Genomic DNA, 24,536 nt, shown 5'->3' with positions numbered 1-24,536 from the left:
AGTTTATTGCCACTTAGTTGGCTTGATAAGCCAACGATGAGGCAGAAATATCTGCAGTCGAATTTGGTAAGTTGCGAATCAGCAGAGCATAACGCATATCGACATCTGCAGGTATAGGGATTTCTACAATATGCCCTGAACCTTTGGCATCTTCAATCAGATTGCCTTTTTTATCTTTAATTTCAGTTAAAGTGAAATAGATATTGCCTTGTGGCGTCATCAATTCTAGAGAATCGCCCACTACAAAACGGTTTTTTACATCAATTTTAATGTAGTCACCATTACGTTCTAAGACTTCACCACAAAATTGCTGATGATCAAAACTTGATGAACCTGTTTCGTAGTTTTGGTATTCGCTGTGCACATGACGACGCAAGAAACCTTCGGTATAACCACGGTTAGCTAGGCCTTCTAATTGAGTCATTAATGCAGGGTCAAATGGTTTGCCTGCAAGTGCATCATCAATGGCTTTACGGTAAATTTGTGCAGTACGTGCGCAGTAGAAATAAGATTTGGTGCGACCTTCAATTTTTAGTGAATGGATGCCCATTTTAGTTAAACGGTCAACGTGCTGCACTGCACGTAAATCTTTAGAATTCATAAAGTAAGTGCCGTGTTCATCTTCTTCGGCAGCAAACATATCTTCGTCATTACGTTGTAATAACACAGGCTCGTTAAATTGATGCTGTGCCTGCATGTGTTGTTCATCTGCATCGGCAGTTTCAGAAAGATTTTTGACAGGAATTACGTCACCTGTTTCATCTTCTTTTGCATCGTGAATTTTATATTCCCAACGGCAGGCATTGGTACATGCGCCTTGGTTGGCATCACGTTTATTCATATAGCCTGAAAGCATGCAACGACCTGAATAGGCCATGCACAGCGCACCATGCACAAATACTTCAATTTCCATGCCAGGCACGTTGTTTTTAATTTCTTCAATTTCATCAATCGACAATTCACGCGAAAGAATGACACGGGTTAAACCCATATTTTGCCAGAATTTCACCGTTGCCCAGTTCACCGCATTGGCTTGTACCGATAAATGTACAGGCATGTCGGGGAAATTTTCACGCACCATCATAATCAGACCTGGGTCAGACATGATCAGCGCATCGGGTTGCATGGCAACCACAGGTTCTAGGTCACGAATAAAGTTTTTGAGTTTGCTGTTATGCGGTTGGATGTTCACCACCACATAAAACTTTTTGCCTAATTTATGTGCTTCTTGAATACCAATTGCTAAGTTTTCATGATCAAATTCGTTATTACGCACGCGCAAACTGTAACGCGGCTGACCTGCATAGACTGCATCTGCACCATAAGCAAAGGCATAGCGCATGTTTTTTAAAGAACCAGCAGGAGAGAGAAGTTCGGTGACGTGGGAAATGGTCATGATCAAAAAGCAATAGCAGAAATATGGCTTTATTGTATGAATCTAAATTTAGGATTCAACCTAGTAAATAGCTCGGGATTCAGAAGAAAACTTGTGCTGAAACGCTGGGGCTAATCTTGATATAGAAAGTTCCTCATCCTGAGCTATACAAAACGCACGAGAAGGGACTTTCAATACCAATTTGACAGATTGCTTATAATCAATTTCTGATGGATGAAAGCGTGTTAACGTACACGTTGCCCATGTTTATCAATCACCACTTCACCATCTTCTTTGCTGAAGCTTTTTAATTGTGGTTGAGTGAGCAAGTCTAAGACCAGTTCAGAAGGGCGGCACAGTTTCACACCTAACTCGGTCACGACAAATGGACGATTAATTAAAATCGGATGCTCGACCATCAATGCAATTAATTCCGCATCGCTGTGTGAGCTACCTTCAAGTTGCAACTGTTCGTATGGTTCTACATTTTTGCGGATTGCATCGCGCACGCTTAAACCTGCTTGTTGAATCATGCTAGTAAGTTCAGCTTGTGTAGGTGGGGTTTTTAAATATTCAATAATTTCAGGTTCTTGTCCTGTATTACGAATTAATTCTAAAGTATTGCGTGACGTTCCACAGGCAGGGTTATGAAAAATTTTGATGGTGTTGCTCATGCGTAGTGACTCGTTTTAGGTCGATAAAATTTCAATATTGCATTTATATATGGATATGCGTATATTCGCAATAGTTAATATTGAAGTGCAGATAAAAAATGAATCAAACTGATTTTTTTAAATGTTTGTCAGACCCAACCCGACTGGACATTCTGAAATTGGTGATGGCTCAACACAATATTTGTGTATGCGAATTGACAGAACAATTGCAGTTAAATCAACCGAAAATATCACGTCATTTGGCGTTGTTACGGAATTTATCTATTTTGCTAGATCAACGTCAGGGGCAGTGGGTGTATTACCGTTTGAACCCAGATTTACCCGAATGGGCGTTTGCTGTTTTAAATATTATCGCGCAGCAAGATGTCAGCCCGATGACGCACATCAACCCTACAATTGCAACACATTGCGAGTAAGCACATGGCACAGTCCAAACTTTCTTTTTTAGATCGTAATCTGACCTTATGGATTTTTATTGCCATGGGGCTAGGTGTTGCGATTGGCGTGGTATTTCCTGCAGTATCGGCAAGCTTAGATCAAATGAGTGTGGGAACAGTCAATCTTCCCATTGCGATTGGTTTGATTTTGATGATGTATCCACCATTGGCAAAAGTCGATTACGCAGCTTTGCCAGAAGTGTTTAAAGACCGCCGAACCTTGTTGTTGTCTTTGGTACAAAACTGGTTGATTGCTCCGTGTTTGATGTTCGCTTTGGCGATTATTTTCTTGCAAAACTATCCTGAATATATGACAGGTTTGATTTTAATTGGTCTGGCACGCTGTATCGCGATGGTCTTGGTCTGGAACAACTTGGCTTGTGGTGATAACCAATACGTGGCTGCATTAGTTGCGTTTAACAGTATTTTTCAGATTGTATTCTTTAGTACTTATGCATGGCTGTTTCTGAGTTTCTTGCCGCCGTATTTTGGCGTGGCAGGACAAGTGATTGATGTTGGTTTTTGGACAATCACCCAAGCTGTTTTAATCTATTTGGGTATTCCTTTTTTGATGGGCTTTTTAACACGCTTGATTTTAGTGAAAAGCAAAGGCTTAGATTGGTATCAAACGTCTTTTTTACCCAAAATTAGCCCATTTAGTCTGTTGGCATTGCTATTTACCATTGTGGCGATGTTCGCACTAAAAGGCGCAGAAGTACTGAGCTTGCCGATGGATGTTTTACGCATTTCCATTCCATTGATTATTTACTTCGTTGCCATGTTCTTTATTAGCTTCTTTATGAGCAAATGGATGGGCAATGATTATCCACGGACGACCGCCATTTCCTTTACCGCAGCAGGGAATAATTTTGAATTAGCACTTGCTGTTGCCATTGCAACGTTTGGCTTGGCTTCTCCCGTTGCATTTACCACGATTATTGGCCCTTTGGTTGAAGTGCCTGTGTTGATTGCTTTGGTGAGTGTGTCTTTATGGCTGCGTAAAAAGTTTTATCAAAATGAGTCGATTGTCAGTTCAAAGTAATTTTCTTCATTTTGAGGTTTAAGATAAAAACATGGGCATGCGTTGCCCATTTTAGTTTTAAGAGTATGCAGCATGGTATTACCCAATATTGATTTAGATTTATTGCCTACACCAAGTTTTGAACAGGTGCAGGCAAAGCCGTTGAACCATCCGCCACGTATTTTATTGATGTACGGTTCAAACCGTGAGCGTTCTTATAGTCGTTTGGCGGTACAAGAAGCAGGCAGAATTTTGGAGCACTTTGGTGCTGAGGTAAAAATTTTCCATCCTAAAGGTTTGCCTTTACCAGAAGATGGCGATGCTTCACATCCCAAAGTCCAAGAGTTACATGAATTGCTGGCGTGGGCAGAAGGCATGGTTTGGTGTAGCCCAGAACGTCATGGTTCGATGAGCTCAATTTTTAAAGCACAAATTGACTGGATTCCACTTGCTGCAGGTGCAATTCGTGCCACACAAGGTAAAACGCTTGCTTTAATGCAGGTGTGTGGCGGGTCGCAGTCATTTAACAGTGTCAATCAATTACGTATTTTAGGACGTTGGATGCGGATGATCACCATCCCCAATCAGTCTTCTATTCCTAAAGCCTTTTTAGAGTTTGAGGAAGATGGCCGCATGAAAGCGTCTAGCTATTACGACCGTATTGTCGATGTCATGGAGGAGTTATATAAATTTACTTTGCTGACTCGCGGGCAATCTGCATATTTGGTAGATCGTTATTCTGAACGTGTGGAAACTGCCGAGCAGTTGTCGCAACGTGTTAATCAGAAGTCTTGATAATTCAATTTTAGATAAGCAAAACCGCATGAGAAAAGGCTGAGAGAGTGATTATTCGGCTTCGAGCCGTTTTAAAATCTGACAATCATCAATAGTTGTTTGTGTGATGCAGGCTTGTCTAAGTTGCTGAAGTTGTAGCTGAAAATGCTGCAACTCGGCAATTTTATCTTCTACATGCCTTAAATGTTCATCAATCAATTCATTCACGGCGCAGCAGTTTTGCTTTGGCTGTTTTTCTAATTCAATCAAAGCTTCAATTTCTTTTAAGTTCATATCTAAAGCACGACAACGCTTAATAAAAATCAAACGCTTGAGTGCCTCATCATTGTAATAGCGATAATTATTTTCGGCACGAAAGCTTGGGGTGAGTAAGTGTTTCTTTTCATAAAAACGAATTGTATCTGTGCTGACTCCAACTTTTTTAGCTAATTCATGAATTAAATATTGTGTCATGCTTGACCTTGGACTAAGTCTATAGTTTTAAATGAGCATAATCGAAACAGTTTCATTTTGAAAGAAGGTGTGTCTATGGCATGTACGTGTAGTCATGAACCTGCGCCAATCAAACCGAATAGTAAATTTAGAACCGCGTTATGGATTGCATTGGTGATCAATCTCAGCATGTTTTTTATCGAGTTGATAGGTGGTGCCTATGCCCATTCATCATCCCTATGGGCAGATTCACTGGATTTCTTTGGAGATGCTGTCAATTACGGGATTTCACTTGCGGTGTTAAGTGCAAGTTTGTATTGGCGTGCTACTGTGGCTTTGGTCAAAGGCATCACGATGGCCTTGTTTGGTGTGGTGGTGATGGGCAAGGTTATCTATGCCTATATACAGGGTATTCCACCTGAAGCCATAACCATGGGTATTATTGGGATCATCGCCTTATTAGCCAATGTGGTTACTGCATTGATTTTATATGCATTTCGAGATGGTGATTCGAATATGAAATCGGTGTGGTTATGTAGCCGTAATGATGCGATTGGTAATTTCGCAGTTATTTTGGCGGCAGTGGGTGTATTTGGTACGGGTAGTTTGATTCCAGATCTTGTGGTAGCCGTGATTATGGCGAGTTTGGGCTTAACAGCGGGGTATCATGTGATTCAGCAAGCTTTGGCTGAACGAAGAATAAATGTACCAGAATAAAGAATAAACGTAAAAAGCACTCCATCTGATTTGAGTGATTTAGATGGAGTGCTTTTAATTTTTTGTAGTCGCAATAATTTTAAAATTTGAAGTAAAAATAACGATAAGTTATTCCAAATTGCGTTTACAAAAAATAATATATAACTAAAATTAAAAATAAATTGATGTATTTAAAAATAATTTACACGATGAATAATATTTAATTTTTTTTAAATTGAGGGTTAAATGAAACTAATTAAATTATTTTCTATAGCAAGCCTGATTGCTTTGGCTGGCTGTAGTTCTAAAGTAGTGACTTATGATACTGCAGGGCAAGTGATTGGTTCATGTGTCGCTACACAGGGCTTTATTTTGGGGGCTAAAGCTGTGTGTTATGGTGGTGCCAACATACAAGGCATTAACTATTCTAAAGTAGATGAGCGCACGGGTTTATTGCCAACCATACCAAATAATTCGCAGATTTCACTGCAACAAGACTAATTTTTTAGAGGGGTAATACAATGAAAATTTCTAGTTTAATCGCATTAACAGCGGCTATTTTGATGACAGGTTGTGCTTCAAAAGTGACAACTTATGATTCGAGTGGTCGTATGATTGGTTCATGTCAGGCAGAGCGTGGGTTTGTAATTGGTGGTGGTGCACACTGTGAAGGACGTGCTAACCAAGAAGGTCGCAGTGTACGTTAATTGATGCTAATGACAAAAAACCGAGCTATTTAGCTCGGTTTTTTTAGATTCAACAGCTTTTATTTTTCAACGAAAGCACGTTCAATCACGTAATCGCCCAATTCACCCATACGTGGTGATTCTTTTAAACCATGTTGGTCAAGTAATGCTGCAACATCTTTTAAGAATGCAGGGCTACCACATAACATGGCACGGTCAGTTTCAGGGTTAAAACGTGGTAAACCAATTTTTTCAAAGATTTCACCCGATTCAATTGCCGTGGTCACACGTCCTTGGTTTGGATATTCTTCACGTGTAACGGTTGGGTAATATACCAGTTTTTCACGAATACCAAGTTCTTGGAAAAACTCGTGATTTGGTAATTCATTTAGAATTAAATCTTGATAAGCCAATTCAGAAATGAAACGTGTACCGTGAACCACAATCACTTTTTCAAAGCGTTCATAAGTTTCAGGGTCGCGGATGGTTGCCAAAAATGGAGCTAGACCTGTACCTGAAGAAAGTAAGTATAGGTTTTTACCAGGATTTAAATCATCCAGTACCAAAGTGCCTGTAGGTTTTTTAGAAACCAGCAATTCATCGCCCACTTTTACTTTTTGTAAAATAGACGTTAAAGGGCCATCAGGTACTTTAATTGAGAAGAATTCTAGCTCTTCTTCATAGTTAGCACTGGCAATCGAGTAAGCGCGCATTAAAGGCTTGCCATTTACTTCCAGACCAATCATCACAAATTGACCGTTTTTAAAACGTAGTGCGGTATCGCGAGTCGTTTTAAAACTGAATAAAGTGTCATTCCAGTGGTGTACGTGAGTAATCTTTTCGACGTTGAAAGCAGCCATTAAAGGTCTCAATAAATTATCAAATTAGAACAGCTTGCTATTCTAATCTAAAATCATTCTCTATAAACTGAATATATTTAATTGAGCTTATCAGAAAAAGTGATGAAGACTGATCTAAAAATGCCAATAATCGGATTTATGCACTCTCCCTACCGAGAAAAATTTGGTATTCCTCGTCAACCAAATCTGGTACAGGTCGAATCGTATATTGAAATGCAAGCGCCTTATAACGATGTGTTGGCATTTCAAGGGATCGAAGCGTTTAGTCACTTATGGTTAATCTGGCAATTTCACGACAATAAAAACCAAACCGATGCTCATCCAACCGTACAGAAACAGCAAAACCCCTGTTTTCGTGCACAAGTGCGTCCGCCACGTTTGGGTGGTAATCAAAAAATAGGTGTGTTTGCGACGCGCAGCATGTATCGACCTGCACCCATTGGTTTATCTGTAGTGCAATTTAAACAGGTCAAAAAAGTGGGTAAGTCACTGCGAGTTTATGTGACAGGAGCAGATTTGTTGCATGGCACGCCTATTTTGGATATTAAACCTTATATTCAATATTCAGATGCTGTGCCTGATGCACAAAGTGGTTATGCGCAAGATGAACCCATAAGAAAAACAGTGCTATGGATGGACACAGCCGAAGCGCAAAAAAATCAGTTGCTCGAATCTGGCGTATTACAGCCACAGATTGCGCAGGAATTGGAACAGGTCTTGTCTTTAGATCCACGACCTGCATATCAGGATGATGCTGAACGAATTTACACCATGAATTTTGCAGATTTTGATGTCAGTTTCCGTGTCGATCAGCACGCAGTACACATCCTAAAAATTGTTTTAATCGCTGTCGATTAAACCATCATATATAAAATAGCCACCAACGCCAGCATGTGCAAAATTTGGGTAGGTGCGAAATAAAGTGCAAAACGTAAGCCGCCAATGAGTGCGGCATTGATACATTTAGAAATTGCATGAGCAACAAGACCTAAAATTAAGGCGTACAGCAACATTTGCTGACTGGGTGGACCTTGCATCACTACAGTAGCAATGGCGGCATGCACCTCAAATAAAGAGGCGAGTAAGGTACCAATGATTAAGCCTGCGTCGCCAAGCATTTGCTCTAAGCCGTAGACCATGGCTTGAATTGCGGTTAAGGTCGCCACAATAATAGCGGCTTCTTTAAGGCTAAACATACGGGTGTCGGCTTCAGGTTTTGCTGTTGTCGTATTTTTATGCTTTTTAAGCAAGCATACGCCGACCAAAATTAAAATGCCAATGCCTGCCAGACTGGGCATAATTAACAGCTTAAACCACGCCAGATTGACACCCGCCACAATAATCAACATTTGCGCTAAAGTTGCCACGCAAGACATCAGAGCTGCACCTGCATTGGCACGTGCGTCGCCACGACCTGCGCGTACTTCCATGCCTAAACTGGCAATGGTTGCGGTGCTTGATACAAAACCTGAAGCAATTGCAGATAATATGAGGGCGTTGCTGCTTGAGAGTAAACGCTTGGCGATATGCGCTAAAGCCTGCACACTTAAAATTAAAATCAATAATTTTAAAATCACATAAGGATTAAGTACATTGCCCCATAGTGCGGTATTGGGTGTCAGCGGCAAGGCAATTAACACCAAAGCCAGTAAGAACAAGCCATCACGTAGTTCAGCTTCGGTAATCCACTGACTGACAATGCCATGCATGGTGTGCTTGGTCATGAGTAAACCTGTCAAAATAACCGATAAACCTGCTGCCAATGGAATATTCCATAAACACAATGCACCAATAAAATAGGTCATCACGAAGGCAAGTTCGGTGGTAGCGCCGGGGTCATCTTCCGTTTGATTTTTGAGGGAATATAAGCCAATTCCCCCAACAATCAACGCACCCACAATGGCAATGCTCGTGCCCAATAAGAAGCAAATGGCACCTAATAATGCGCAAATTCCAAAGGTACGTACGCCTGCAAAACGGTGATGTTGTCCATTTTTTTTACTGCGTTCACGCTCTAATCCAATCAGTAAGCCACAGCCAAGTGCTGCTGCAAACATGGTGAGCAGTTCGGGAAAATTGGTTGTAACCAAAGATGGAGGAGTCAGAAAATCCACAGCAACATTCCAAATACAAGGTGTTATTTTAAACATCATATATTTGAATTGTGTTTATCGCCATTTATGAATCTATTTTCACTCTAAAATTATGGCTTAATCGAACCATACAAGATTACTGTATTAAAGAAGTCATTCAGCCCTGAAAGCAAACTCTGCTATAGTAAACCCAGATTTTGGGGCATATAACAATGAATTTTAATTTTGAAATAGACAGTACTTGGTGCTTAGAACAATTAGTCAAAGATGGCAAAATTACCGAACGTGATCAGGCTTTGGTACAAACCACGCATCGTCAACGTGATCAATTAAAATGGCATCCACTACAATGGATTGCCAACTTTAATTTGGTCGATCAAAGTCATCCCCAAACCACTTTAACTTTAAACCGTTTATGCCAATGGCTGGCTGATAAATCAGGCTTGCCATTCTATATTATTGATCCGTTAAAAGCCGATGTTGCCGCTTTAACTGCTGTGATGTCGCAGGAATTTGCGCTGCGTAACCGTATTTTAGCGGTGGAAGTGACTGCAGATGCGGTATTAATTGCGACAGATCAACCTTATAAAAAAGAATGGGTTGCCAACTTAGAACATAGTTTATTGCCCAAAAAAATTCAGCGGGTTTTACTCAGCCCAGATCAATTACAGCGCTATTTGATTGAATATTACCAAGTGAGTCGTGCAGTACATTCATCACAAAAATCTTCTGCACACGACCGTGAAAATAAAGGGGTCGAGGCTTTATTGCAATTGGGCGATACCCAAAACCCAGATGCCAATGATCAACATATTGTGAAGTTGGTCGATTGGGTGCTGCAATTTGCCTTTGAACAAGGCGCAAGCGATATTCACCTCGAACCACGTAAAGACACAGGCAAAGTACGTTTTCGTATTGATGGCGTGTTGCACACCATCTATAACATGCCTGCCAATACGCTTACCGCAGTCATCTCACGGATTAAAATTTTAGGGCGTATGAATGTAGCCGAAAAACGTAAACCGCAAGATGGACGTTTAAAAACCCGAACTCCAAAAGGACAAGAAACTGAACTGCGTTTATCGACCTTACCAACGGCGTTTGGCGAAAAACTGGTGATGCGTATTTTTGACCCAGAAGTATTGGTACGCAGTTTTCAGCAATTGGGTTTTGATAGTCGTTTGTTGAATGAATGGCATGCCCTGACTGCACATAGTCACGGCATTATTTTGGTTACAGGCCCTACAGGTTCGGGTAAAACCACCACGCTGTATTCATCGCTAAAGCAATTGGCTACCGATGAAGTCAATGTCTGCACCATTGAAGACCCGATTGAAATGTTAGAACCGAGTTTTAACCAAATGCAGGTGAATACTGCAATTGATTTAGGTTTTGCCGATGGTGTGCGTGCCTTAATGCGTCAAGACCCTGACATTATTATGGTCGGAGAAATTCGAGATCAGGATACCGCAAATATGGCAATTCAAGCGGCACTGACGGGGCATTTGGTTTTATCGACACTGCATACCAATGATGCGCCTTCAAGTTTGACTCGTTTGCATGATTTGGGCGTACAGCCATTTTTGACAGCTGCCACAATTTTAGGCGTTTTGGCACAGCGTTTGGTGCGTAAACTGTGTCCGCATTGTAAGCAAGAAGGCTCAATAAATGAAAAAGATTGGGAACATTTGACCTTCGATTACATTATGGAAATGCCTGCACAAGTGTTTAAACCTGTCGGATGCGATGAATGTCGTCAAACGGGCTATAAAGGTCGGGTCGGAATTTATGAGTTTATGCCTTTAAGTTTAGACACCAAACAGCTCATCAGTGCCAATGCCAATTTAAATGAATTACGTCAGCAAGCTAAAAAAGAGGGCATTGAACCGTTACGTATTGCGGGCGCGCGTAAAGTTTTAGAAGGCATGACCACTTTAGAGGAAGTGTTGCGAGTCGTGCCATTAAATTAGCAGATTCAAACTTTTTACGATGAATTTTAAAAAAATGGAAATCTTAAGATTCAGTTCATCTTGCTTTGTTTTAATCACCATAACGAAATGAGCAACACAAAAAGGTGAAGCAATGAAATTTACAATGAAAGCAATGTTGATGGCAGGTTTAATGGCAGCAGCTTCAATCACCATGGCAAACGACAGCATTAATACCCAAGCACTACATCAAAATGTAACGGTAAAACAAGCATTAAGCCTGAAAGATGATAGTAAAGTGCAGTTAAAAGGTTATGTGGTGAAATCTATTGGTGATGAAAAATATCAGTTCCGTGATAACACAGGCACCATTACGGTCGATATTGATGATGATTTATGGAATGGCAAAGCCGTTTCTGCCAAAACGCCTGTTACCTTAATTGGTGAAGTGGATATTGATCACAAGCCTACAAAACGTATTGAAATAGATGTGGATCAAGTTCGTTTCTAAATCTACGCTGTGTAAAACAGCATTAGTTGCTACACAAAACTGATTTCACTCAAAAACCACATACGCTGTAAGGTGTATGTGGTTTTATCATGTAAAGTATTTTGAAATCATAAAATTTTGAAGCATAAATAACAGAGGAAGATATGCGCTTACTCTTGGCTGAAGACGATGTATCACAAGCAGAAAGTATTAAAACTTGGCTGGAAATGGATGGTTATAATGTCGATTGGGTCGAGCGTGGCGATCACGCCATTTTAGCCATTCAGCAGCATCATTATGATTGTGTGTTGTTAGACCGTGGGTTGCCTAAAAATAGCGGTGATGAAATTCTGCACGCTTTACGACAGCAGCAACAGGATACTCCTGTTATTTTCATTACTGCGCGCGATAGTATTCAAGATCGGGTACAGGGACTTGATTTGGGCGCCAATGATTATTTGGTTAAACCGTTTAGCCTTGAAGAACTCTCGGCACGGGTACGCAGTCAGTTACGCAATGCGCAAAGTCATCCGACACAGCAGCTTGAATTTGCCAACTTGGTTTTAGACACGCAAAGCAAACAAGTGAAAGTGGATGATCAACAGGTCAATTTAACGGCTAAGGAATTCCAGATTTTACATAAACTGATGCAAAACCCGCAGCATGTGGTGACTCGTGAACAGCTCGAAGAGTCTTTATATGCATGGGGCGATGAAATTGAAAGTAATGCGATTGAAGTATTTATTTATCAATTACGCAAAAAAATTGGCAGTAGCCGCATTAAAACCATACGAGGTTTAGGCTATCGTATGCAGCAAGATAACTAATTCAGTTTGATCTCCGCATGTCTAAACAGGTCATTTCTTTACAATCCAAACTGGTTAAAAGCTCCGTTTTAAGCTCGGTCTTGGCGGGTGGACTCGCCCTGATTTTATTATTGGCGGTTGCCAGTTACCAAACCATGCAAGTCCATGACGAGATTATGGATGAAATAGCCGATATGTTGCTGCGAGCAGACTTGCGTGACCATGCAGGCAATCAGGTCGATGAGTTGAGCGAGCAATTTCATATTGCCTATCAATTGGGTTTGGATGATCTGATTCTGACCACCTCTGAAGATGAACAAGACATACCTCCGCTTCACTTGCCTCAGCTTGCCGTGGCATCTGAGCATGGTTTTTCATTTCACTGGCAAGATGGGCAAATTTGGCGCAGCTATGTGGCAGAGGAAGATGGCTTGCATGTGATTGTCGTGCAGCCGCTTAAATATCGCTTTAAGGAAATTGCTGCAACCAGTTTGGGCTATGCCGCTATTTTATTGCTGTTGTGGTTGCTGCAATGGGCAATTGTGCATTTTATGATTGGTCGTCAATTTAAGCGGATTCAGCAACTCTCCCAACAAATTGCAGAAAAAAATCAACATGATTTGACGCCAATTATCCCCACACAACCTGAATTGAAAGAACTGCAACCCATGCTGCAGCAATTGAATAAATTGTTGGGGCGAGTAGAGCAGTCTTTAATTGCAGAACAGCGATTTACAGCAGATGCTTCGCATGAATTACGCTCTCCTTTATCTGCCATTCAATTGCGTTTGCAGGTGCTAAAACGTAAATACCAACAGCAACCTGAGTTGGCACAAGATTTAGAGCAAATTCAGCGTGATGTCAGTCGTGGTACACAAGTATTGGAAAATTTGCTGTTATTGGCACGTTTAGACCCGACAGATTCGGCATCGTTAAATAAAAGTGCGGTATCTATAGCAGACTTGGTGCAGGAAGTTTTACAAAGTCTGACGCCGTTTATTCAGGAAAAAGCCATTCAGATTCAGTCAGATATTCAACCGATACAAGTGCAAGGCAATCCTGAATTGCTATTTAGCTGCCTGCGCAACTTGATTGACAACGCAGTGCGTTATGCAGCACCTCAAGGACGTATTTGGATTGAAGCGAAACCGCATGAATTGATGCAGGAAATTTGCATCGCCGACAATGGTCATGCAGTGACTGATGACGTTTTGGCACGTTTGGGCGAACGCTTTTACCGTGCTTTAGGCAGTAAAACTCAAGGTTCTGGTTTAGGACTGTCGATTTGTAAGAAAATTATAGAGTTGCATGCAGGAAAAATTGAATTTTCACGTGCTGAACAAGGTGGTTTAAAAGTGCGTATTTTGTTGCCTAAAGCCCAGTTGTAAATATGATTGGTTTTAGGAAGCAAGTTAAAATTAGACAAGTCAGAACTTAAAAGCAGTATGCGCTGATTCATACTGCTGTTTCCACGTTTATTATTGTGTTGATTATTTTAATTATTTTGTGAGAATAAGACGATTGTTACGGGTTAAGCGTAAACGATATTCTTCGCCTGCATGCAAAATACGAATTTCGCGTCCTAGCGCAAACAAGTTATTTGAATGTAACATAGGTAGGGCATGCTGAGTGTCTGAATGACGTGAAAATAAATTAAATGGGGCGTTCATTTTGAGTTACTCCGTGGTGTGTAAGAATTGTTTTAAATGATAATCATTATCATGTAAACCTGTCAACGGATTATTTTTAATTTTATAAAAGTCTACAATTTGCAGTAAAACGTAAATTGCAAAAAAGGAATCGGGTTCATGTCCAAGCCAAATATTCATGTGGCAATTGCGCTGTTATTTCATCAAAACAAAGTGTTGGTGGGTTGGCGCGAAGCCAAACAACATCAGGGCAATAAACACGAATTTCCAGGTGGGAAAGTGGAAGCAGGCGAAACTCCTGTAGATGCTTGCCGCCGTGAAGTGTTTGAAGAAGTTGGTGTTGGCATACAGCATTGGCATGCTTTTGATATTATTTGCCATGAATATGATGATGTGATTGTCAATCTGCATATTTTTCAGGCTGCTGTACCCGCAGCTTTATTAAAAGATATTCAAGTGCCTTGGACATGGTTTAGCCGTCCGCAACTTTTGGAGCTGAATTTTCCACAAGCCAATCGTGCAATTATGCAACGACTAGTGTGGCAACAGGCAATTAAAGTCAGTGAAGATTTAAAACATTTAGCAAATTTGCCTAAGCAAAAACTGCTGTATTGGCGGGTTGAACCCAATGCTGCATGCAAGGTCGAATTGTCAGAATATTGTATTGAGCAACTGGGGCAAGTGATTGTCAATTTGGAATTGTGGAAGCAATTAAATACGATTCAGCAACACGCCATTGCAGCAATTCATTTAAAACAATCGCAACTGATGCAATTACAAAAGGGCGATTTAAAAGTTGGGCAGCGTTATATTGCAGCGTGTCATGATATTGTTTCGGCACAACATGCACAGCAAATTGGTTGTGAAGCAATTTTACTCAGTCCTGTTTTAGTAACCACCACGCATCATGATGCCACACCTTTAGGATGGGAAAAATTCCAGCAGATCGCTGAATTTGTCGATATTCCTGTTTTTGCTTTGGGTGGCTTAACTCAAGATGATTTAACTACCGCAGAGCAGCATCATGCCTATGGCATTGCAGGTGTACGTTTTATTTGATTTTTTCTAGTTTGCGCAAATAAAAAAATCGCTGATGTAATCACACTCAGCGATTTTTAGTTTATTAAATTATCGTCCTTACAAATCTTTCAAAGCTTGTTGGGCTTGCGCAAGGCTTTTGGCATTATTTTGTTGCTGTGCTGCTTTTTGAATGACTAGCCATAATTGACGTTTCATAGCATCGCTTTGTGCATAGCTTAAACCACGACGTGCCAAGGCTTCTGCATTAGCGGGTTGCTTCTTTTGGTTGGCAATTAAAGCCAAATATAAATAGGTTTCAGCCGCTTGCGGGGCAAGTCGCTGCGCTTGCAAAGCTGCTGTTTCGGCCTGATTGAATTGACCTTGTTTATAAGCGGTCTGGGTTTGCTGCATCAACTTTTGAAAAGCAGGCAAACTACGACCATCCTCTAATTTTTGTTGCACGGTTTGTTGTGGCACCACCACTTGCAACGATTGACGCTTAATTTCTTCACGTTCATAAGGACGAATCACCACACCTTCTGGTGTCGTCACAGTTTTAGGTTTTTCAGGCACAGGCTGAGGAGCAGGCGGTTCAGGTAAACTCTGGCAAGCTACAATCGTTGCCATCGCACCCATAGCGAATGTGGTGAAAAAAACTTGTCTTAAACGTGATAATTTCATAAGCGTAACTGACCGATATCCTCAAGTTTAATTGATATAACTGCCACTTGAGATGACACGACCATCGGTATTGTCATCTGTTACGGGTTCAGTTTCACGGATATAATTTTCGATACTGTCACTGGTTTCAGGAGCTGTTTGCTGAGTTTCAGTATCGGGTTGGTAAACGGGTTCAACTTGATAGTGTGAAAAACCACATGCGGTTGCCTGACGCGGTACATTATTACGATTCACTGGAATATACATCGCACCTTCACAGCCTTGTGCAGATAAATGCCCAGAACTGCGGTCAATCCAATGCCATTGAATTTGTTCGGTCTGACGTAAGTTGACAGGTTTTTGACGCAATTGCTGCATCACATTACTCCAGACAGGCAAAGCACCAGACGAGCCTGTTAAGCCTGTGACTTTGTTATCATCCAAACCAAGCCATACAACGGCTAAATAATTGCCTGAATAGCCCGCAAACCATGAATCACGAGTATCATTGGTTGTACCTGATTTGCCTGCCAATTTTAAATCTGTCGATAAGCTATTGTAAGCTGAACGACCTGTACCAGAACTCATCACTTGCTGTAAGCCATAATTCAAAATATAGGCGGCAGAAGGATCAATAGTTTGTTGTACGGTTAAACCATAACGATCCAGTAAACGTCCATTGGCATCGACTACGGTGCGAATCGCTTTGGTCGGATATTTAAAACCACCTGTGGCAAAGTTACCGTAAATGTCCATCACTTGCATTGGTGATAAATCTACCGCACCCAAGAAAATAGATGGATATTGCGGAACCGCATCACTTGGTACACCAAATTTAATGAGGTGATTACGGAAGGTAGATAATCCAAACTCCTGTCCCAAACGAACTGCAGATAGGTTATAAGACTGAGATAGGGCTTGTGACATAGACACAATCCCATGATCGCTGCCGCTATAATTACGTGGTGTCCAAGATTTACCATCAATTGGGATGCTGATTTGGCTGTCTTCTACAGGACTTGCCCAGTTATATCGACCAGACTCAATCGCACTTAAATAAATAATTGGTTTGAGCAGTGAGCCAACTTGACGTTTGGCATCCAAGGCACGGTTAAAACCCGTAAAATCTTGCGTAGAACCTACCGCTGCCACTAACTCGCCATTTTCAGGATGAGAAATTAGCACCGCGCCTTGTAATTCTTTTAAACGCTTTGGATTGGCTTTGCTTAAACGCTCAACCGATGCTTTAAAAGCATTTTGTACGTTGGTTTGTGCAATCGGATCAAGCGTCGTGAAGATACGCAAACCCTGATTGGTCAAATCTCCTTCTTGATATTCTGTACGTAATTGACGGCGGACAATATCTAAAAAGTCAGGGAAACGGGCAGGGCCAATGGTCGGTTTTGTAATGACATTTAAGGGACGCGCAGTTTCTTTTTCATATTGTTCTTGGTTTAAATAACCCATCACCAACATATTGTTTAGTACAATGTCACGACGTTTTTTGGCAGCTTCAGGGTTGCGCCAAGGATTATATAATGATGGACCTTGTACCAAACCGACCAAAAAGGCTTGTTGTGAAATGTTTAGCTCACGCAACGGCATACCAAAATAAAACTGTGAAGCTAGACCATAACCATTAATAGAATAGTTACCGTTTTGACCTAAATTCACCTCATTTAAATAGGCTTCTAAGATTTCATCTTTGCTGTAATGTAGTTCAATCAGCATGGCCATGAGTGCTTCATTGGCCTTACGTTTTAAGGTGCGTTCTGGGCTTAAATAAAAGTTTTTCACCAATTGCTGCGTAAGGGTAGAACCACCCTGACGTTTGCCACCAGTGACGTTGCTGACAATAGCACGTGCAGTACCACGAATTGAAACGCCGTGATGTTGATAGAAATTACGATCTTCAGTGGCAATAAGGGCTTCAATCAGCGGTTTAGGTACTTTATTCAGTTTAATCAGCACACGATCTTCATTGTGCTGTGGATAAATTCCGCCAATCAACATCGGTTCTAAACGTGCAATACCTGTATTAGAAGGCTTGGTGGCACTCACCTCACTAATTTGATTATTGGCAAAGCTGACTTTTAAAACCTGTTCAGGTTCAACACTATCGCCAAAGTCAAAACCACGGGTATGCACAAATAAAGTATTACCATCGCTGACATAACTGCCTGATTTAGCATAATTATCTGTATTTTTATAGCCAAGCAGTTTTAGTTCTTGAGTAAAGTCGGTCTGGCTGACAGGTGCATTGCTATACACTTCTAACGGGCGTGCAAAAACCTTGGCTGGAATATCCCAACGCTGTCCTTCAAATTTGTCTCTGACAATATTATCCAGACGAATCAAGTAGATACTAAATGCAATAAATCCACCAATAACGATGATGCAAAATAGTAATGCAATTATGCCTATGCCACGCTCAGACTTCATAAATCGCGATAAGATCCTGATAAATTTTGCTAATCATGCGAAGCTTTTACTGAATTTGCAATAATTAATCTGTGACTGAAGGGAAAATATCGTCATAAAATTGAGCAGAAATGTAGTTTTAAAGTTTTTTTAAATCAACTAGGTTAGTGCTATGATAGGCGTCGAATCGTAGCGGAGCGATATCGCAGGTGCAAATTTCACATAAGAACTTTCGGAACATTGGACTGATTGGCCGTCCAGACAAATATTCTGTCGTAGAAACATTATGTCTGATTCACGACCATATTTTAGGATTGGGTTTGCATCCCGTTTTTGATTCTGACACTGCTCAACTTGTACCTTATAACAACACCCAAACAGTCAGCCGTGCTTTATTAGGCGAAGTGGTCGATTTGGTGATTGTGGTGGGGGGGGATGGTTCATTGCTGCACGCAGCGCGCGCTTTGGTTAAATACAATACCCCTGTAATTGGTGTGAACCGTGGGCGTTTAGGCTTTTTAACCGATATTAAACCGACAGAAGTAATCTTTAAACTCGATCAGGTTTTGCAAGGACATTTTCAGTCAGACCGTCGTTTTTTATTGGAAATGGAAGTGCGCTCTAAAGGTGAAATCATTTATGAAGCGATTGCCTTAAATGATGTGGTGCTACATTCGGGTAAGTCGGTTCACATGATTGACTTTGAACTGAATATTGATGGGCAATATGTCTATCGTCAGCACAGTGATGGTTTAATCGTTTCGACCCCAACAGGTTCAACGGCTTATGCTTTGTCGGGTGGTGGCCCAATTGTACATCCGAGCATGGATGCAATTGCATTGGTGCCTATGCATCCACATACCTTGTCTTCACGCCCAATTGTGGTGGGTGGACACAGCGAAATTAAAATCAATATTCGTGAAAACCGTGTGTTGCCGATGGTTAGTGCTGACGGTCAACATAGTGTTTCATTAAATGTCGGAGATAGTTTGCATATCCGCAAACATCCTTATAAATTAAATTTATTACATCCACCAGGTTATGACTTCTATATGGCATGTCGTACCAAATTAGGGTGGAATCAAGATTTTGAATCAATGCAACAGCAGGATGAATGATGAATATTGAACAAATGCTTGCCGTACTCGATCCTGAAATTGTTGGACGTTTAAAAACGGCAATTGAAATTGGCAAGTGGCCAAACGGTGTTGCGCTGACCCAAGAGCAACGTCAAATTTGTATGCAAGCAGTGTATGCGTGGGAAATGAAAAACCTGCCTGAAACTGAGCGTAGTGGCTATATTGACCGTGGCACTAAAGAAGAAGGCGAGCAGTGTGATGACGATCATCACAAGCATGAAGAATTTAAACCGATTCGTTTTGTTTAAATGATGTAAGAAAGCTTTCAGAAAAATTGAAAGATAAAAAAGACACCTGAGATGGGTGTCTTTTTTTGTATTTTCAATGAGGTTTTAGTTGTGACGATTTTGCCAAAGCTGCTGTGCGTTTTGCATCGCTACTGCATAATCATCACAAACGCCCATGGTATATAAAGCGATACCTATGGTTTCGGTAATGGCGACTTCACCATACTCATGAGTTTGCTGATCTAGCCAGACGGCTTTAAATACTGCCAAATCCAGTTCTTCTTCTATAGGGCTGCGGTTATCGGTCAGTTTAGGCAGTTCGTGTTCATATAAAGCGCCATTTTTGATGCCACAAATTAAAGTTTTGGCATCGGGGTTGCGTTCAAACTCGCCACCTTCGCCTTTAATCACTGCACTGTTTTGATAACCCAGCTGAAATGCGGCTTGTTGATGTGAACTGCGATAGGCAGGGTGAAAAATCGCCTGCATGGTGGCTTTGGCATTAAAAGGGTTGATTAAACGGGCAAGGGTATGAATAGGAGAACGTAAACCCATCACATTGCGTAAATTAATCAACTCACTCAAAATCGGTGAAATAACATCTAAAGGTAAATAAGCAAAATTACGCTGCGCTAATTGTTGCTCAACGTCTAGGTCATTTTGGCAAATTGGATAATCTAAATATTGCAGTGCTTGTTCGGTATATAAACGGTTGATGGTATGCCCAGAAGCACCATGCATCACCACTTTATAGCCATGTTTTGCTAAAGTCAGCGCTGCCAATAAAAACCACGGATAATGTCTGCGTTTACCTGCATAAGATGACCAGTCTAAATCGACCTGAAGCGGTTTAAATTGCAGTTGATCACGGGTAGCTTGTACAAAACCTGCCAACTCCTCTACAGATTCTTCCTTCACACGCAGCAACATTAAAAAAGCACCCAATTGCACATCCAACACTTCATTGCGCAAAATCATAGAAAAAGCTTGATAGGCCTCGTCATAGGTCAGTGAACGTGCGCCTGTTTTGCCTTTGCCAATAATTCGAATAAATTGTGCGAATGGATGTTCTGCATCTTTATAAATATTTCTTTTATTGGGGTTTGTATTTGGCATAAGCGAGTTCACACACATCTTTAGTTAGTATACTAGTGTATAAACTTCGGCAACAGTTTGCAGCACTATTCACAGCTTCAGCTTGTACGAGCTGCCACAAGTTTCATTGCATATCTGAAATGACGACTAAAGTTTGACTGTAAAGTAAGACAATCTGTAGGGATAACACATGACAGCCTGTATAAAAATGCATAGCATGGATACTATTGAAAACAACAATTGAAAAATAAAGGATTGGATATGCTGGCTTATGATGCTGATTTAGAATTATTTAGAGATAACTTTCGACGTTTTATGCAGGAGCATATTGCACCGCATTATGCTGCGTGGGAACGTGAGGGCATCATGCCGCGCAGCGTGTGGAATCTGTTAGGTGAAAATGGCTTTTTATGTATTGATGTGCCTGAAGAATATGGCGGCTATGGTGTTCCAACGCATTATTCCCTAATGTTGGTCGAAGAATCGGCACGTGCAGGTTATAGCGCACTTTCTACAGGTATTTCCTGTCATTCTGAAATTGCTGCGCCGTACATTTTGCATATTGGTACAGAAGAACAAAAACAATACTGGCTGCCTAAAATGGTATCGGGTGAAGTGGTTGGTGCAATTGGCATGACCGAGCCAGGCGCGGGTTCAGACTTACAAGCCATGCGTACCAATGCCATTTTGCAAGATGATCATTATGTACTGAATGGTTCTAAAACCTTTATTTCCAATGGTCAGCATGCAGACTTGGTGGTTTTGGCAGTAAAAACTGATCCGCAAGCACGTGCCAAAGGCGTGTCGCTCATGTTGGTCGATACTCACTTGGAAGGCTTTAAAAAAGGCACCAATTTGGAAAAAATTGGTTTGCATTCACAAGATACGTCAGAGCTATTCTTCGACAATGTCAAAGTGCCGAAAAACCAACTGTTGGGACAGGCAGGGCATGGTTTTGCCTATTTAATGCAAGAATTGCCACGTGAACGTACCGCGATTGCAGCCACAGCATTGGGTGCTATTCGTGGTTCAATTGATGTGACCACACAATATGTGCAAGAGCGTCAGGCGTTTGGACAAGCCATTGGTCAGTTCCAGAATACCCGTTTTGTATTGGCACAGGCTAAGATTGATGAATTGGCAACTGCTGCTTTTTATAATCAAAACGTCGAATTGTATATGCAGGGCAAACTGGACGTCGAAACTGCAGCCGCTTTAAAAAGCTTTGCGACAGATATGCAAATGAAAATTGCCGATCAATTGCTGCAACTGTTTGGCGGTTATGGCTATATGACGGAATACCCGATTTCTCGTTTCTTTGTCGATGCGCGAATCCAGCGAATTTACGGTGGAACCAATGAAATTATGAAAGAAATTGTCGCGCGTGGTTTATTGGGGCGTTAAAACAATGCCTAAAAGTCCAATTGAATAAAGATCAAGGATCATCTCCAGAGTCAGCCCAGTGCTGGCTCTTTTTTTATGAATTTGATCAGACTTAAAAGCAATGAGCTGATTGATAATTACACTTAAAAATAAAATTACTCCGCTTAGAATTAAAGATGTAAAAGGGAAAAGCGTAGTTACCCAGTTTTAGCAGTACGTTGTGCAAAGTTGCGGCTTAAATGTATAGATTGGTGATGCTTTGATCAACTGTATGTTTTTAAATCTGAAACACTGAAAGTTGTATTGCGCAACATTTGAAAGCTAACTATTGTTATACTATTTGCAAAATGTTTATGAAGGGCGACATAACAATGATCCAAGACGATCAGAACACAACGACTTCTCTTGATCTCGCTAAAATCCGTGAAGATATTGACTCTGTAGATCAACAGATTCAGCAGCTGATTAACCGTCGAGCACGACTTGCTGAAGCGGTGGCGAAAGCAAAATTTGCAGCAGAAGAGAGCCCGTTGTTTTACCGTCCTGAACGTGAGGCGCAAGTTTTACGTAATGTTATGGAACGCAACGAAGGGCCGCTGTCTGATGTGACCATGGCACGTTTATTCCGTGAAATTATGTCGGCATGTTTGGCACTTGAAGCGCCACAAAGTATTGCGTTTTTAGGGCCAATTGGTACTTATACGCATTCCGCAGTACTTAAACATTTTGGTCAAGATGCGATTGTGCGTCCTTTGCCTACTATTGATGAAGTTTTCCGTGAAGTGGAAGCAGGCAGTGCACACTATGGTTTAGTACCTGTCGAAAACTCATCTGAAGGTGTGGTGAACCATACTTTAGATTGCTTTAAATCATCGCCATTAAATGTGATTGGTGAAGTAGAATTGCGTATTCATCACCAATTCCTTGTGTCAGAAAACACTCGTAAAGACAGCATTAAACAAATTTATGCGCATCAGCAAACTTTGGCACAATGCCGTAAATGGTTAGATGTGCATTATCCGGGTGTAGAACGTGTGGCACTCAGCTCCAATGCAGAAGCAGCGCGCCGTATTCGTAATGAATGGCATTCTGCTGCAATTGCTTCTGAAATTGCGGCCAATATTTACGAACTCGAAATTTTACATAGCAATATTGAAGATAACCCAGAAAATACCACACGTTTCTTGGTGATTGGTCGTGAGAAAGTTCCACCAAGTGGCAATGATAAAACTTCATTGTTGGTGTCTGCACATGACCGCGCAGGGGCATTGCTTGAGATTCTTGCACCATTTGCGAAGCACAATATTAGCTTGACCAGTATTGAAACACGTCCTGCCTTGCCTGAAAAATGGGCCTATGTATTCTTCATTGACCTAGAAGGGCATGTCGAGCAAGACAATGTACGTGCAGCGATTGAAGAAATCCGTCCATTGGTGAAAGAAATTCGTGTCTTGGGTTCTTATCCTGCTGCCGTGTTATAACCGTATTTAATTTAGTGGTGTGCATGTTTGTCATGCGCGCCACATTCACCACCTAGTCAACTGGAAGTGTAAAATGTCGTTTGTCCCAGCCAATGAAGGCATCTCGAAGTTAAAGCCTTATCAACCAGGTAAACCAATCAGTGAACTTGAGCGTGAGTTGGGGATTACAGATATCGTCAAACTTGCTTCAAATGAAAACCCATTGGGCTGTTCAGACAAAGTCAAAGAAGCCGTTGCAGCAGAAATTGCTGAAATTGGTCGCTATCCAGATGGTGGTGGTTTTATTTTAAAAGACCAAATTCAAAAACAATTTGGCTTTGCGCATGACCGTATTACTTTGGGCAATGGTTCAAACGATTTGCTAGAAATGTTTGCTCGCGCATTCGTTTCAGATCAAGATTCAGTGTTGTATAGCCAACACGCCTTTGCAGTATATGCTTTGGTGACACAAGCGATTAATGCTCAAGCGATTGAAGTGCCTGCCAAAGGTTTTTCACATGACTTGGATGCTATGGCGGCAGCAATTCAAGACAACACCAAGTTAATCTTTATTGCCAACCCAAATAACCCAACAGGCACATGGTTTGAAGAGGCTGAATTTGAAGCCTTTATGCAAAAAGTTCCTGCACGGGTGATTGTGGTATTAGATGAAGCCTATGTGGAATATTTTCCAGAGAACTTCAATAGCCTTAAATTCCTTGAGCAATATCCAAACTTAATCGTGAGCCGTACTTTATCTAAGTGCTATGGTTTGGCGGCGCTGCGCGTTGGTTTTGCTTTAGCTTCTGCAGAAGTGACCGATTATTTAAACCGTATTCGTCAACCATTTAACGTCAATCACTTGGCAATGGTGGCTGCGGTTGCGGCATTAAAAGACGAAGATTTTATCGAAAAATCACGTATTGCCAACAAAGCAGGCATGGCGCAATTGGAAGCAGGCTTTAAAGCATTGGGTCTGAATTATGTGCCTTCACGTGCTAACTTTATTTTGGTAGATGTAGAAGCCGATCCGGGTCAAACTTTTAATGCCTTATTGAAAGAAGGTGTAATTGTACGTCCTGTGGGTATTACGACCCATTTACGTGTTTCAATTGGCACAGAAGCAGAAAATGCCAAGTTCCTGCGTGCATTAGCCAAAGTATTGGGCAAGGAAGCGAAGGCATAAAAC

At 41.2% G+C, this 24,536-nt stretch carries 26 protein-coding genes; 17 read left to right on the top strand and 9 right to left on the bottom strand.

Features of this window, described 5'->3' with window-relative positions:
* Positions 1-13 precede the first annotated feature (13 nt).
* Together trhP and arsC are read right to left on the bottom strand one after the other, a co-directional pair.
* The gene (gene trhP / locus VF675_RS03175) at positions 14-1,396 is read right to left on the bottom strand and encodes a prephenate-dependent tRNA uridine(34) hydroxylase TrhP (RefSeq protein WP_004972932.1); all 1,383 of its coding nucleotides are present in this window, start codon (positions 1,394-1,396) and stop codon (positions 14-16) included.
* A gap of 224 nt (positions 1,397-1,620) precedes the next feature.
* Positions 1,621-2,049, bottom strand: a complete 429-nt coding sequence (gene arsC / locus VF675_RS03170; RefSeq protein ID WP_004972934.1) for an arsenate reductase (glutaredoxin) — start codon at positions 2,047-2,049, stop codon at positions 1,621-1,623.
* A gap of 98 nt (positions 2,050-2,147) precedes the next feature.
* On the opposite strand from arsC, the gene VF675_RS03165 reads away from it, so the two are divergent.
* From VF675_RS03165 to arsH, 3 genes are all read left to right on the top strand, one after another.
* Complete coding sequence (locus VF675_RS03165; protein WP_004972936.1) at positions 2,148-2,465, top strand: ArsR/SmtB family transcription factor; 318 nt, start codon at positions 2,148-2,150, stop codon at positions 2,463-2,465.
* Positions 2,466-2,469: 4 nt separating this feature from the next.
* Complete coding sequence (arsB, locus tag VF675_RS03160; protein ID WP_004972938.1) at positions 2,470-3,528, top strand: ACR3 family arsenite efflux transporter; 1,059 nt, start codon at positions 2,470-2,472, stop codon at positions 3,526-3,528.
* Between the two features lie 72 nt (positions 3,529-3,600).
* The gene (arsH, locus tag VF675_RS03155) at positions 3,601-4,302 is read left to right on the top strand and encodes an arsenical resistance protein ArsH (protein ID WP_136144350.1); all 702 of its coding nucleotides are present in this window, start codon (positions 3,601-3,603) and stop codon (positions 4,300-4,302) included.
* Positions 4,303-4,353: 51 nt separating this feature from the next.
* Here the strand turns inward: arsH and VF675_RS03150 are convergent, their stop codons facing one another.
* Positions 4,354-4,755: a MerR family transcriptional regulator gene (locus VF675_RS03150; protein WP_178865847.1), complete on the bottom strand. Its 402-nt coding sequence runs from the start codon at positions 4,753-4,755 to the stop codon at positions 4,354-4,356.
* A 75-nt stretch (positions 4,756-4,830) separates the two neighbouring features.
* Between VF675_RS03150 and VF675_RS03145 the strand changes: the two genes are divergently transcribed.
* From VF675_RS03145 to VF675_RS03135, 3 genes are all read left to right on the top strand, one after another.
* Positions 4,831-5,451 carry a cation transporter gene (locus VF675_RS03145; protein ID WP_178318927.1) on the top strand — a complete coding sequence of 207 codons (621 nt, stop codon included), beginning with the start codon at positions 4,831-4,833 and terminating at the stop codon, positions 5,449-5,451.
* A gap of 225 nt (positions 5,452-5,676) precedes the next feature.
* The gene (locus VF675_RS03140) at positions 5,677-5,931 is read left to right on the top strand and encodes a hypothetical protein (protein ID WP_004972946.1); all 255 of its coding nucleotides are present in this window, start codon (positions 5,677-5,679) and stop codon (positions 5,929-5,931) included.
* Positions 5,932-5,951: 20 nt separating this feature from the next.
* Complete coding sequence (locus tag VF675_RS03135) at positions 5,952-6,137, top strand: hypothetical protein (protein ID WP_004972947.1); 186 nt, start codon at positions 5,952-5,954, stop codon at positions 6,135-6,137.
* Positions 6,138-6,196: 59 nt separating this feature from the next.
* Here the strand turns inward: VF675_RS03135 and VF675_RS03130 are convergent, their stop codons facing one another.
* Positions 6,197-6,976 (bottom strand): ferredoxin--NADP reductase, encoded by a 780-nt coding sequence (locus VF675_RS03130; protein WP_004972950.1) that lies wholly within the window; start codon positions 6,974-6,976, stop codon positions 6,197-6,199.
* A gap of 120 nt (positions 6,977-7,096) precedes the next feature.
* Here VF675_RS03130 and tsaA point away from each other — a divergent pair, with 120 nt between their 5' ends.
* Positions 7,097-7,834 (top strand): tRNA (N6-threonylcarbamoyladenosine(37)-N6)-methyltransferase TrmO, encoded by a 738-nt coding sequence (gene tsaA, locus VF675_RS03125; protein WP_207973603.1) that lies wholly within the window; start codon positions 7,097-7,099, stop codon positions 7,832-7,834.
* Here the strand turns inward: tsaA and VF675_RS03120 are convergent.
* Positions 7,831-9,033, bottom strand: a complete 1,203-nt coding sequence (locus VF675_RS03120) for an MgtC/SapB family protein (protein WP_167846470.1) — start codon at positions 9,031-9,033, stop codon at positions 7,831-7,833. The two genes, tsaA and VF675_RS03120, sit on opposite strands and share 4 nt — an antisense overlap.
* Before the next feature lie 248 nt (positions 9,034-9,281).
* Here VF675_RS03120 and VF675_RS03115 point away from each other — a divergent pair, with 248 nt between their 5' ends.
* The 4 genes from VF675_RS03115 to VF675_RS03100 all read left to right on the top strand — a co-directional run bounded on the left by VF675_RS03115 (position 9,282) and on the right by VF675_RS03100 (position 13,681).
* Positions 9,282-11,039: a GspE/PulE family protein gene (locus VF675_RS03115; RefSeq protein ID WP_004972956.1), complete on the top strand. Its 1,758-nt coding sequence runs from the start codon at positions 9,282-9,284 to the stop codon at positions 11,037-11,039.
* A gap of 112 nt (positions 11,040-11,151) precedes the next feature.
* Positions 11,152-11,508, top strand: a complete 357-nt coding sequence (locus VF675_RS03110; RefSeq protein WP_253103610.1) for a NirD/YgiW/YdeI family stress tolerance protein — start codon at positions 11,152-11,154, stop codon at positions 11,506-11,508.
* A gap of 143 nt (positions 11,509-11,651) precedes the next feature.
* A complete protein-coding gene (locus VF675_RS03105; protein WP_096901847.1) occupies positions 11,652-12,314 on the top strand; it encodes a response regulator transcription factor in 663 nt (220 codons plus the stop codon).
* Positions 12,315-12,331: 17 nt separating this feature from the next.
* Positions 12,332-13,681 (top strand): sensor histidine kinase, encoded by a 1,350-nt coding sequence (locus VF675_RS03100; RefSeq protein ID WP_440204760.1) that lies wholly within the window; start codon positions 12,332-12,334, stop codon positions 13,679-13,681.
* Between the two features lie 111 nt (positions 13,682-13,792).
* Here VF675_RS03100 and hemP read toward each other — a convergent pair whose 3' ends face one another.
* A complete protein-coding gene (gene hemP, locus VF675_RS03095) occupies positions 13,793-13,963 on the bottom strand; it encodes a hemin uptake protein HemP (protein WP_004972965.1) in 171 nt (56 codons plus the stop codon).
* Between the two features lie 138 nt (positions 13,964-14,101).
* Between hemP and VF675_RS03090 the strand changes: the two genes are divergently transcribed.
* Positions 14,102-15,001, top strand: coding sequence for an NUDIX domain-containing protein (locus VF675_RS03090; protein ID WP_440204759.1), 900 nt, complete (start codon positions 14,102-14,104; stop codon positions 14,999-15,001).
* Between the two features lie 78 nt (positions 15,002-15,079).
* On the opposite strand, the gene VF675_RS03085 is transcribed toward VF675_RS03090, so the two are convergent.
* On the bottom strand, positions 15,080-15,598 hold the full coding sequence (locus tag VF675_RS03085; protein ID WP_096901888.1) for a hypothetical protein: 519 nt from the start codon (positions 15,596-15,598) through the stop codon (positions 15,080-15,082).
* Positions 15,599-15,670: 72 nt separating this feature from the next.
* Positions 15,671-18,064: a penicillin-binding protein 1B gene (gene mrcB, locus VF675_RS03080; protein WP_096901853.1), complete on the bottom strand. Its 2,394-nt coding sequence runs from the start codon at positions 18,062-18,064 to the stop codon at positions 15,671-15,673.
* A 179-nt stretch (positions 18,065-18,243) separates the two neighbouring features.
* On the opposite strand from mrcB, the gene VF675_RS03075 reads away from it, so the two are divergent.
* Both VF675_RS03075 and VF675_RS03070 read left to right on the top strand, forming a co-directional pair.
* On the top strand, positions 18,244-19,161 hold the full coding sequence (locus VF675_RS03075; protein ID WP_207973958.1) for an NAD(+) kinase: 918 nt from the start codon (positions 18,244-18,246) through the stop codon (positions 19,159-19,161).
* Positions 19,161-19,430 carry a YeaC family protein gene (locus tag VF675_RS03070; RefSeq protein WP_004972971.1) on the top strand — a complete coding sequence of 90 codons (270 nt, stop codon included), beginning with the start codon at positions 19,161-19,163 and terminating at the stop codon, positions 19,428-19,430. The genes VF675_RS03075 and VF675_RS03070 overlap by 1 nt, the downstream gene beginning before the upstream one ends.
* Before the next feature lie 84 nt (positions 19,431-19,514).
* Here VF675_RS03070 and VF675_RS03065 read toward each other — a convergent pair whose 3' ends face one another.
* Positions 19,515-20,525, bottom strand: a complete 1,011-nt coding sequence (locus VF675_RS03065; protein WP_180060925.1) for a glycosyl transferase family protein — start codon at positions 20,523-20,525, stop codon at positions 19,515-19,517.
* Positions 20,526-20,765: 240 nt separating this feature from the next.
* On the opposite strand from VF675_RS03065, the gene VF675_RS03060 reads away from it, so the two are divergent.
* The 3 genes from VF675_RS03060 (at position 20,766) to hisC (ending at position 24,533) form a co-directional block, all read left to right on the top strand.
* Positions 20,766-21,908 carry an acyl-CoA dehydrogenase family protein gene (locus VF675_RS03060; protein ID WP_096901859.1) on the top strand — a complete coding sequence of 381 codons (1,143 nt, stop codon included), beginning with the start codon at positions 20,766-20,768 and terminating at the stop codon, positions 21,906-21,908.
* A 350-nt stretch (positions 21,909-22,258) separates the two neighbouring features.
* Positions 22,259-23,368 carry a prephenate dehydratase gene (pheA, locus tag VF675_RS03055; RefSeq protein WP_004972976.1) on the top strand — a complete coding sequence of 370 codons (1,110 nt, stop codon included), beginning with the start codon at positions 22,259-22,261 and terminating at the stop codon, positions 23,366-23,368.
* 73 nt (positions 23,369-23,441) lie between these two features.
* Complete coding sequence (gene hisC / locus VF675_RS03050; protein ID WP_004972978.1) at positions 23,442-24,533, top strand: histidinol-phosphate transaminase; 1,092 nt, start codon at positions 23,442-23,444, stop codon at positions 24,531-24,533.
* The last annotated feature ends 3 nt before the right edge of the window (positions 24,534-24,536 follow it).

The sequence above is a fragment of the Acinetobacter sp. Lyrl_1 genome (genome assembly GCF_051948795.1).
GTDB lineage: Bacteria > Pseudomonadota > Gammaproteobacteria > Pseudomonadales > Moraxellaceae > Acinetobacter > Acinetobacter towneri.
The sequence above is the reverse complement of the archived record's forward strand: the minus strand, read 5'-3'. Positions and strand labels throughout refer to the sequence as shown.

Bases quoted from the DNA above. Each gene is read 5' to 3' on its own strand.
- trhP (WP_004972932.1), bottom strand. From the start codon at position 1,396: ATGACCATTTCCCACGTCACCGAACTTCTCTCTCCTGCTGGTTCTTTA.
- arsC (WP_004972934.1), bottom strand. From the start codon at position 2,049: ATGAGCAACACCATCAAAATTTTTCATAACCCTGCCTGTGGAACGTCA.
- VF675_RS03165 (WP_004972936.1), top strand. From the start codon at position 2,148: ATGAATCAAACTGATTTTTTTAAATGTTTGTCAGACCCAACCCGACTG.
- arsB (WP_004972938.1), top strand. From the start codon at position 2,470: ATGGCACAGTCCAAACTTTCTTTTTTAGATCGTAATCTGACCTTATGG.
- arsH (WP_136144350.1), top strand. From the start codon at position 3,601: ATGGTATTACCCAATATTGATTTAGATTTATTGCCTACACCAAGTTTT.
- VF675_RS03150 (WP_178865847.1), bottom strand. From the start codon at position 4,755: ATGACACAATATTTAATTCATGAATTAGCTAAAAAAGTTGGAGTCAGC.
- VF675_RS03145 (WP_178318927.1), top strand. From the start codon at position 4,831: ATGGCATGTACGTGTAGTCATGAACCTGCGCCAATCAAACCGAATAGT.
- VF675_RS03140 (WP_004972946.1), top strand. From the start codon at position 5,677: ATGAAACTAATTAAATTATTTTCTATAGCAAGCCTGATTGCTTTGGCT.
- VF675_RS03135 (WP_004972947.1), top strand. From the start codon at position 5,952: ATGAAAATTTCTAGTTTAATCGCATTAACAGCGGCTATTTTGATGACA.
- VF675_RS03130 (WP_004972950.1), bottom strand. From the start codon at position 6,976: ATGGCTGCTTTCAACGTCGAAAAGATTACTCACGTACACCACTGGAAT.
- tsaA (WP_207973603.1), top strand. From the start codon at position 7,097: ATGCCAATAATCGGATTTATGCACTCTCCCTACCGAGAAAAATTTGGT.
- VF675_RS03120 (WP_167846470.1), bottom strand. From the start codon at position 9,033: ATGTTTGCAGCAGCACTTGGCTGTGGCTTACTGATTGGATTAGAGCGT.
- VF675_RS03115 (WP_004972956.1), top strand. From the start codon at position 9,282: ATGAATTTTAATTTTGAAATAGACAGTACTTGGTGCTTAGAACAATTA.
- VF675_RS03110 (WP_253103610.1), top strand. From the start codon at position 11,152: ATGAAATTTACAATGAAAGCAATGTTGATGGCAGGTTTAATGGCAGCA.
- VF675_RS03105 (WP_096901847.1), top strand. From the start codon at position 11,652: ATGCGCTTACTCTTGGCTGAAGACGATGTATCACAAGCAGAAAGTATT.
- VF675_RS03100 (WP_440204760.1), top strand. From the start codon at position 12,332: ATGTCTAAACAGGTCATTTCTTTACAATCCAAACTGGTTAAAAGCTCC.
- hemP (WP_004972965.1), bottom strand. From the start codon at position 13,963: ATGAACGCCCCATTTAATTTATTTTCACGTCATTCAGACACTCAGCAT.
- VF675_RS03090 (WP_440204759.1), top strand. From the start codon at position 14,102: ATGTCCAAGCCAAATATTCATGTGGCAATTGCGCTGTTATTTCATCAA.
- VF675_RS03085 (WP_096901888.1), bottom strand. From the start codon at position 15,598: ATGGGTGCGATGGCAACGATTGTAGCTTGCCAGAGTTTACCTGAACCG.
- mrcB (WP_096901853.1), bottom strand. From the start codon at position 18,064: ATGAAGTCTGAGCGTGGCATAGGCATAATTGCATTACTATTTTGCATC.
- VF675_RS03070 (WP_004972971.1), top strand. From the start codon at position 19,161: ATGAATATTGAACAAATGCTTGCCGTACTCGATCCTGAAATTGTTGGA.
- VF675_RS03065 (WP_180060925.1), bottom strand. From the start codon at position 20,525: ATGCCAAATACAAACCCCAATAAAAGAAATATTTATAAAGATGCAGAA.
- VF675_RS03060 (WP_096901859.1), top strand. From the start codon at position 20,766: ATGCTGGCTTATGATGCTGATTTAGAATTATTTAGAGATAACTTTCGA.
- pheA (WP_004972976.1), top strand. From the start codon at position 22,259: ATGATCCAAGACGATCAGAACACAACGACTTCTCTTGATCTCGCTAAA.
- hisC (WP_004972978.1), top strand. From the start codon at position 23,442: ATGTCGTTTGTCCCAGCCAATGAAGGCATCTCGAAGTTAAAGCCTTAT.